General features: G+C 41.3%; 9 protein-coding genes and 1 tRNA gene. 8 read left to right on the top strand and 2 right to left on the bottom strand.

The features are described 5' to 3' along the window. Positions 1–82: 82 nt before the first annotated feature. The 7 genes from M23134_RS29020 to M23134_RS28985 all read left to right on the top strand — a co-directional run bounded on the left by M23134_RS29020 (position 83) and on the right by M23134_RS28985 (position 5,512). Positions 83–823 (top strand): DnaB-like helicase C-terminal domain-containing protein, encoded by a 741-nt coding sequence (locus M23134_RS29020; RefSeq protein ID WP_002702498.1) that lies wholly within the window; start codon positions 83–85, stop codon positions 821–823. A 45-nt stretch (positions 824–868) separates the two neighbouring features. Next, positions 869–1,672, top strand: a complete 804-nt coding sequence (locus tag M23134_RS29015) for a DnaB-like helicase C-terminal domain-containing protein (protein ID WP_002702496.1) — start codon at positions 869–871, stop codon at positions 1,670–1,672. Between the two features lie 297 nt (positions 1,673–1,969). After that, entirely contained in the window at positions 1,970–2,710 is a 741-nt protein-coding gene (locus tag M23134_RS29010; protein ID WP_002702494.1) for a DnaB-like helicase C-terminal domain-containing protein, read from the top strand. A 164-nt stretch (positions 2,711–2,874) separates the two neighbouring features. Continuing rightward, positions 2,875–3,732 (top strand): Rha family transcriptional regulator, encoded by an 858-nt coding sequence (locus tag M23134_RS39085; RefSeq protein WP_232296844.1) that lies wholly within the window; start codon positions 2,875–2,877, stop codon positions 3,730–3,732. Between the two features lie 118 nt (positions 3,733–3,850). Further along, positions 3,851–4,693, top strand: coding sequence for a hypothetical protein (locus tag M23134_RS29000; protein ID WP_002702490.1), 843 nt, complete (start codon positions 3,851–3,853; stop codon positions 4,691–4,693). Beyond that, positions 4,687–4,986, top strand: a complete 300-nt coding sequence (locus M23134_RS28995; RefSeq protein ID WP_045114559.1) for a hypothetical protein — start codon at positions 4,687–4,689, stop codon at positions 4,984–4,986. Before M23134_RS29000 ends, M23134_RS28995 begins: the two co-directional genes overlap by 7 nt. 256 nt (positions 4,987–5,242) lie before the next feature. After that, positions 5,243–5,512, top strand: coding sequence for a helix-turn-helix domain-containing protein (locus M23134_RS28985; protein ID WP_002702486.1), 270 nt, complete (start codon positions 5,243–5,245; stop codon positions 5,510–5,512). 63 nt (positions 5,513–5,575) lie between these two features. Here the strand turns inward: M23134_RS28985 and M23134_RS28980 are convergent, their stop codons facing one another. Continuing rightward, entirely contained in the window at positions 5,576–6,838 is a 1,263-nt protein-coding gene (locus tag M23134_RS28980) for a site-specific integrase (protein WP_075164086.1), read from the bottom strand. Between the two features lie 277 nt (positions 6,839–7,115). Beyond that, positions 7,116–7,233 (bottom strand) — tRNA-OTHER (locus M23134_RS41460). A 319-nt stretch (positions 7,234–7,552) separates the two neighbouring features. Between M23134_RS41460 and M23134_RS39080 the strand changes: the two genes are divergently transcribed. Then, positions 7,553–9,040: a DNA-methyltransferase gene (locus M23134_RS39080; protein ID WP_002702481.1), complete on the top strand. Its 1,488-nt coding sequence runs from the start codon at positions 7,553–7,555 to the stop codon at positions 9,038–9,040. Positions 9,041–9,232: the final 192 nt, after the last annotated feature.

The raw sequence follows: 9,232 nt of genomic DNA, 5'->3' as shown, positions 1-9,232 counted from the left end.
GGGTAAAACCGCTTTGCCCTGAATCTTGCCCTCAATGCCGCAGAAGTATTTGAGCGACCTGTGGCCGTTTTTTTCACTTGAAATGAGCGCAAGAGAGCTGGGTTACAGGTTGCTTGCCATGTGTTCAGGCATTGCGTCTAAAAGAATCAAAAACAGAGCGCTGTCCCAGGAAGAGATACCGAAGGTAAGGCAGGCAGAAAAGCTCATCCAGAAACCTAACCTCTTTATTGATGACACCCCACAACTATCCCTGCTACAATTCAAAGCAAAAGTACGACGGCTGGTGTTTAGCCATCAGGTGGAGTTTGTCATTATTGACTACCTTCAGTTGATGAAAGGACATAGTGGTCAGGCAAGCCAAAACCGACAGCTGGAAGTAGCCACTATTGTAAAGGATTTGAAGGCGCTCGCCAAAGAAATGGATATCCCCATCATTGCACTCTCTCAGCTTAACCGGGGGGTAGAAACCAGACCAGGGGATAAACGTCCTGTGATGGCCGATTTGAGGGAATCAGGAGAAATTGAGCAGTCGGCCGATACCATCGCATTTCTCTACCGACCAGCTTATTACGGAGTTACCGAAGATCACCTTGGAAACTCTACCGAAGGAGTCACTGAACTCATCATTGCCAAGCATAGGGATGGTAAACCGGGAACGATTCTGCTGGAGTTCGTTCCTCAGCACCTCAGGTTTCAGGACTTGAATCAACAGTTTTGGAGAGAGCCCATACCAAAACCTGAGCAGCCAGGCAGGGCAACACAATCGCTCCCAGCAAAACAGTTCAGAGGGTTTAGTCAAAACCCTGACGATTTTGACAAATAAAAGGCATTCATAAGAATTAAATAAAAACAACAAAAGCGTTATCAAATGAAAAAGCAAAGTAACAATCAATCACAGAATAAGACCCCGGCAGAAATTTCTGGCATTAGAAGTGGTTTTGAAGAATTGGATCAACTCACGGGTGGATGGCAAAAGGGGCAACTTACTTTGATTGCTTCACTTTCTGGCTTGGGTAAAACCTCTTTAATGGCAATGTTTGCCCAAAGTGCCAGTAAAAAAAATACCCCTACTCTGATCTTTAACCTGGAATCACCAACGGATTGCCTTGTTCACAGAATGATATGCACCGAAGCAAGGGTAGAGATGAACAGCAGCAGGTCGGGACAACTGACCAGGGAAGAGTTTGCTTCCTGTAAAATACATTCCCAACTGTTGAACCAACGTCCAATATTTATTGATGACAGCAGTAGTTTTCCACTTCAGAAGTTAAAGACCAAAATCATGCGGTTCAAAATTAAACACGATATTCAACTCGTATGCATTGACTTTATTCAGTTCATTGAAGTCAAAGAACAATCTTTTGGTAGCAGGTCTCAGGAACTCGCCTGGATCACAAAGCAACTAAAAAAAATGGCCAGTGAACTGCAAATCTCCATCATTGCTGTAGTACAGTTAAATCGTTCACATGCCTTGGAAAGACGACCGCCTTGCCTGGCTGATCTGGAAGCCACCAAAAATGCTGATACTGTTTTATTTCTCCACCGGGTACCGGAAGATACCCAGGGCATTACGCAACTTATCCTGGCAAAGAACAAAGCCAAACCAACCAATGTAACCATACCGTTGCAGTTCATTGGCAAGCACACTTACTTTAAAAGCTTGCAAAAGTGATCCAGAAGGGCAGGTAGTGGTAGGAAAGGACTTAAACTCGTTACCCAAAACCAGAACCAGGCTTATGACTTGGTTCAGGGTTGACAGACAAAGTAACAATACAAATGTGCCAAAGATTTGAAAATTTAGAAGAGAGTTTTGGCAAATGGCTAATGGAGAGATTATGCCTCCTCAAATACTACCTACAGCTTCTCTGACAGGATTTAGCAGGAATCCGGATGACTTTGAAGAAAAGTAAATCCTGCCAGCAAATAGCAAAAATAGGTTTTTCAAACATTTTAAATCAAGATAACTCTTATGATGACAGCCGATTTATTTCACCTTACCGAACCCCTTACTCATATTGCTTCTTACCCTAAAGCAGGTAAAACCAGCCTGGCAGTAAGCTTGGCTCTCGATGCGCTTATACACCACCACGATATGGGTATATTCTTTTGTTCGGCAGGCAAAGAAAGAGACATCAGACATCGCATGGCATCAGCCATGAGTGATATTGACCTGATAGAAATAGAGCACATCAAAGAAAGTCCCGAAGATGCAAAGTACAAAAAATACAATGATACGTTAATGGCCACTTTTAATCTTAATTTCATTGCCTGTAACATCAGAGGGCTTGCATTTGAGGAGTTCAGACGCAAATGCCTTTATCACGCCTATTACAATCAGGTTAAACTCATTATTGTAGATGATTTACATCAGGTAGTGGGTGGAGACACTCAAAATAATATTCAGGAATTAAAAAAGCTTGCCAGCGTGTTGAATGTCCCTTGCATTGTATTTACCCCATTGCCCCAGGCAGAAGATGACAATATACAAAAGGTGACTAAAATCAATGCTTTGCTGAACACTTATGCAGATGTAACCATGTGGCTGGATCGTCCGGAGTATGAAATAGCGGCTCAACTGGAAGTAATTAAGCAGCCTACAGGCGAGCCCTCTGACATCCCCCTGAGTTTTACTCCGCGAACGGCTCATTTTACGGATGTGGAAATGATTGGCTTACATTTTATTCTGACAGAATTGGAAAAGGCAGGGTAGCATATTTGTGAGCTACCCCCCTGTTATCTTAAATATTATAGGTAGGGGGCACAGAACAGTTTAGTTTTCAAAAATAACAAGGGGCTGATAAGGAACCGGGAAAGATATTACTTTCTAAAAAAACGTTTTCACCCCACTCAAAACTTATTTTAATGACAAAATCAATGAACAAAGACAACTCAACACAAGCTTCACTGGAAGGCTTATTACCTATTGAAATAAAAAACGAAATGCCAGTAGTAGATAGCAGGTTGGTGGCAGAAACATTAGGAATCAAGCATAAAGCTTTGATGGCAACAATCAGGCGTTATCAGGCTAAAATAGAAGAGTTTGGCTCGCTGCCTTTTGAAACCGAAGTGAGAAAACGTGATGTAGGGGCAACTACCCTAAGATTCTGCTACCTTAGTGAGAATCAGGCCATCTTCCTTGGGACCCTTTCCAGGAACACGAAAAAGGTTGTTGCCTTTAAATCCAAACTGATTCAATCATTCGACCATGTTCGGAAAACAGTTCAGGGACAGCCATTCAATCAGAAGCTTTGGGTACAGGCAGTAAAAAACCTCTGTGAACTAACAAAGTCCACCAAAGAAACTAAAAGGGAAATAAAAATATTGAACTCTCGGCAAACATTTTTGGCACACGAAATAAGTAGCATCAGGGATGCACAAGATTCCTTGACAGACGAAATAACCAATATCAAGGCAGCTCAAGCAAGTTTACAGATAGAAAACTTCAACCCGCTTTTTACCAAAGTCAGAAAAGAACTGGGGCAAATGATGCAAAATTATTCGATCTGGTATGGGATAACCACCCAGGGACTCTACCAGATTCTTTACAAGGAATTTACCGTAGCATCCGGACAAAATATATATCAGCAAGCAAAAATGGCAAATAAAACACCCATCGAGTGGCTCGAATCCACAGGCTGGATTTTAGAGGCTTATGACCTGGCAATAAAACATTTTGGAATACCAGAAGAAAATCAAGATTATAAGGGTGACTTAGGAAATCCTGACAGATAAGAGAGTAGAAGGCATCATAACAGTAGTTCAATCTTTCAAATTGGAAGAAAGACAACTACTGTTATTTTAACCAGTGAGTGATGCCAAGATTCAAAAATGGTAAATCAATCAGATTTTAATGATAAAACCAATGAACACAAATGATTTAAGGCAGCAACCTCCTGTGGCAGGTTTGCTTCTGGTAAAGGCATTGGCTGAGGCTCTAATGGAAGCTATCAGGTGTTATCAGGCTAAAATAGAAGAGTCTGGCTCGCTGCCTCTTGAAACGGTAGCGAGAAAACGTGGTGTAGGGGCTACTACTCTTGAAAACCATCAGGCTAAAATAGAAGAATCTGGCTCGTTTCAGTTTGAAACCGGAGTGAGAAAACGTGATGTAGGGGCTACTACTCTTGAAAACCATCAGGCTAAAATAGAAGAGTCTGGCTCGTTTCAGTTTGAAACCGGAGTGAGAAAACGTGGTGTAGGGGCTACTACTCTTGAAAACCATCAGGCTAAAATAGAAGAGTCTGGCTCGCTGCCTCTTGAAATGGAGATGAGAAAACGTGATATAGGGGCTACTACTCTTGAAAACCATCAGGCTAAAATAGAAGAATCTGGCTCGTTTCAGTTTGAAACCGGAGTGAGAAAACGTGATATAGGGGCTACTACTCTTGAAAACCATCAGGCTAAAATAGAAGAATCTGGCTCGTTTCAGTTTGAAACCGGAGTGAGAAAACGTGGTGTAGAGGCAGCTACCTTAACGAAAACCGGGCGATTTCTGTTGACGCCCTTTCCAGAAAAAGGTTGTTGGTTGTTGCCTTTAAAAAACGACAATACAAAGAATGTTTTAAAGGAAATATTACATAACTCGCTGACTACCAGTTTTTCCGCCGAATTGCGGAAAATAAAAAGACAGGAAGAAGCAGACCTTCTGATACTATTGGTCTGTCAGTTGAATGTGCTAAATCATTTGCCATGTTAGCTCAAACCGATAAGGGTCGGGAAGTCAGAAAATACTTTATTGAGTGTGAAGAAAAGCATAATGCCCGAAATAAAGCATTATCCCCGGCACAAATGCTTTTGATGCAGGCTCAACAAATGGTAGACTTCGAAAATCGTCAGGGTGAGCAGAGAGCCCAAATCACAGCTATCGAGCAGGATAAACAAAAAGTAGAAGTAGAATTGAATACAATGTTAAAAAGAAGGAGCCTTGACGCTTTTTGTGGATTCTCGAAAAGCTATGGATCAATTAGTGAAAAACTATGCAACTTATAAGCGCGCACCAGTACAGAAGATATACCAAACTGTTTACAAGCAATTCTCATCAAAATGCTAAAAGGGTGAATAAAACGCCTATTGCCCCGATGCACCGGGATTTTCAACCTGGTTGGAGAGCAGAGGTTGGATTCCAAAAACGTATGATCTGGCAAAAAAGATTTTCGTAATAATAACAAATAACAAGTAGTAAAAGAATCAGAAACAAATGCCTGCAACCATAACCTTTTATTTAAAAAAATAAGTATTTAAAATTATGGCAATAAATATTCCAACAACAGAAGATCTTCAGGACTTAATGAAGGATTTTGAAAAAACAATGTATGGCAAGATAGAAGCGTTATTTAAAGCTGAAAACAGTGGGTTAGATATATACACCAACAAAAGAATCAAAGAAGAAATGGGAGGAGACATCAGCGATGATACCCTTGCCCGAATGAGAGAAAGAGGGGAGCTTCCAGCGAAAAAAGTGAGCGGAAAGTGGTACTATAAAGGAGAAGATATACGCAGAGTCTTTACAGAATAGTCGTACACACTACCAATGAAGTACCCCTCGTTTTATATTGCTAAACACGAGGGGTAATATCTCTCAATCAGTAAACAAGCCTTCAAACTTATCCATTTCTTTTGCAATGGTTTCATTGGCAAGGCTTGCATAAATTTCAGTGATTGCTTCATTAGTATGCCCGGTCATTTCTTTTAGTTTTGATCGGTCAGTTCCCGCATTATACACCAAAGTGGCAAAAGTCCTACGACCCACATGGCTTGTCAAGTGTTTATCAATTCCTACACACTCCGCAATCATTCTGAGGTAAGTATTATAATTTCCACTGGTAATTACAGGAATCAATACACCTTTACTTAAACAGACAGGATCATCTTTGTATTTATCCAAAACAAACTTTGCCTGAGGGAGCAAAGGCATCTTGGCCACCGTAGAGGATTTTACCCGTTCTTTAATAATCCAGGTTCGCTCACCTTGTTCAATCAGGTGCTCTGGTTTCAAGTCCACAATATCAGAGAAAGCAAGTCCGGTAAAACATTGGAAAACAAAACAGTCACGAATTCTATCCATCCCTCGCTTATCTGATAAATCTACTTCCATGATTTGTTTTAATTCATCAAGGGTAAGGATAACCCGCTTTGGGCGTTCATCTTTAGGGATTTTGAACTTCGCAATTAATGGGTTAGTCTTAATTTCCCCTAATTGCATAGCAATGTTGACTGCCTGACGGAAATGCCTCACCTCTTTAATGGCGGTCTGATGTTTTTTAGGCAAACGGGTAGAACCATCAAACCTGATCGTAGTTTTAGTAGTGCACCAATCTACATACCGAATATCAAAACCCTTATAGGATTCTTTTAAAAGATCAGTCAGATAAATATCCTCCTTATTATATTCATCTCTTAAAAATAACTTTAAATTCTGAATAGAGATTTTGATTTTTCTCTTTGTATGATATCGTAATCCACCCCGGTGAGTCAACCTATCAAGAGCCTCCATCAGAGTAATACCTTTTTCTTCTTCTCCCTTGGCGACTGCTTTTAATTTTTGAAGTCGTATTTCTTCTCCTTCGTTTACCAAATCAGTATAAGCATTCAGAATCCTACCTCTCATCTTATTTAGCAGGCGATTCATACTTTTAATCACTTCACTGGTTCCTTTAATAAAAACTTGATCTCCATTCTTTTCCAGTTTGACCACAGGGGGTAGCCATCTGTCCATAGGGATTTTAATTTCGGTCTGAAAATCTACTCTTTTCCCATGATAAGATATACGGCAAAACACAGGGGTTTCACCTTTCTTATTTGTCTTGTCTTTTCTTAATAAAAAACCTATCGAAAGTCCCATAATTATTGTATGTTTGGTTACCATTTTTACTCATCAAGCAAGTGGTAACCTGCTCTAAGTTTTAGTATTTATGGTATTGATTAACAAGTATTTATGACATACATCGCTACACATTTAAGTATTATTTAGGTTACCTATATGCTAAAATTACACAAGGTAACCCATAGGGTAGCTCGAATGATGCGTAAAGATGCACATTGTTGCTTATAAATAAAAACATAAATATCTGAAAATCAAAGAGAAACAATGATTTGCGTATACATCACAGAAGGGATTGGGAAGCGGGCAGGATTCGAACCTGCGACCCGGAAAAGAAGTAAGTTGTACTTGACCCCTAAGGTAATGGCACAACTCAAACCCCCAAGGTTCCTGCTCTACCACTGAGCTACCGCTTCCGTGTAATGTTATTCAATGACCGATATTTGTGTAATAAGAAAGCAGACAGGACTCAAGTAAAAAACATAAAACACTGATATTCAGCACAAAAAAACACATAAATACCTGACAGTAACCTATATGGTAACCATTTGGTTTAGGTTTGTTTTTGACTGTTTGCTTACGCTTACTCCCTTATTTGATTACAAAGTAACTCCTGCGTTACGCAATCTTTTTGCGTACTATTTTTTTATTCAAAAAAAATCTCTGTAAATGCCTGAAAACCTCCTGTAATCAACTAATAATAAACTTTTTACATCAAACAACTATTGAAAGATTATGGCAAAAGAAGATCAAACCCCCACTTCCGAAGCCCTGCGCTCCCGCATTTTAGGTTTAGAAATGATCGACTGGAAGGCAATGGATTTTATCCAGCAAGACAATTTCAAAGTGTCTACCGACGAGCAGTACCAAAAGGTGGTCAGTTCGCTGGTGAACAACCAGTTTGTGGCTCCCTTTTATGTATGGCGAGATGAAGCAGACAACCACTGGTGTGTAGATGGCAAGCGCCGCGATACCGTGTTACGCCGCATTGAAGAAGAAGGTGGGGCTATGGTACACGATACCGATACCGGGCAAAACCAGTTTTATGAAATTACCATCCCCACAGAACTGCCTGCCCTCATTATCGAGGCAGACTCCAAAGAAGAAGCGGCTAAGTTGGTGCTCCTCTATTCTTCCGGTTATGGAGAGGTGACCCAACAAGGGCTTGCTGAATTCATTGAACAGTATGAGCTCAACTTTCCTGAGCTCAAGTTGGAGATTAACCTTCCTGAGTTTTCAATGCCCCGCTTTGAGCAAACCTTTGATACCTTTGGGCTGGGTGGCAATGGCAGTGAAGGAGGCGAAGCTCCCTACGCCGAAGAACACGAAGACTTTATGCCCGAAGAAGAAGCCGAAATTGTGGTACAAAAAGGCGAGGTGTATGAGCTCAACGGCAAACATCGCCTCATCTGTGGCGACAGCCTTTTGGCAGAAACCTTTGAAACCCTAATGAATGGAACACTCGCAAGAATTCTTATTACCGACCCACCCTACAATATCCCTTACAGTCTCTTTGGTGGCTTAGGCAAAGTACAACATGAGGATTTTGTGATGGGTATCGGCGAAATGAGCGACCAGGAGTTTGTAGAATTTCTTGCCACTTATATGCGCCACGCGGTGGGGCACACCGTAGATGGCAGTATACATTACAATTTCATCGACTTTCGTCACGTCTGGCACATGTGCGAGGCCGGAGGTAAAGTCTATGGCAGCCACGAACCCAAACAAGTCTGCGTTTGGAACAAATCTATTCAGGCCAATGGCAGCTTCTATAGGGCAAAACACGAATTTTGTTTCATTTTCAAATCGGGGGAGGCAAAACATTTGTCTCATCTGGAACTCAAAGACCGCTTTCGCTCCAATGTTTGGGAATACAAGTCGGCCAACGACTTCTCTAATGAAGAACGCAAAGAATTTGGCAGGTTAGGTGCCCTGGAAAATCATCCCACACCCAAACCAGTGCGAATGATTGCTGATGCCTTGCTCGATACCACCAACGAAGGGGACATTGCGTTGGACTGTTTTTTGGGTTCAGGCACCACCCTGATGGCCGCCGAACGCACCCGCCGAATCTGCTATGGTATTGAATACGAACCTGGCTATATGCAAGGTATTCTTACCCGGTTTATTCATCATTGCCAAACCGAAAACAAGCCTTTTGAGATTAAGTGCAATGGCGAACTGGTGACTGGCGAATCCCTTGCCCCCTTGATGCCTAAATAATCTAAATCCGTGTCTAATCAGTTAGGCACGGATTTGCTTACCCACCCTCTTCACCTTTATTTTTTGCTTTAGGCAAATTATACCACCACACCTTACCTATTTCTCCATTCTCATAACAAATGGCTGTTTAAGCTCTTTCATTTACGCACTTTTGTAACTACCGTCAAATGTAGGCTATTACTAAGTAACAAC

It is taken from the genome of Microscilla marina ATCC 23134 (assembly GCF_000169175.1).
Classification (GTDB): domain Bacteria; phylum Bacteroidota; class Bacteroidia; order Cytophagales; family Microscillaceae; genus Microscilla; species Microscilla marina.
This window is presented reverse-complemented; position numbering and strand designations above follow the sequence as displayed.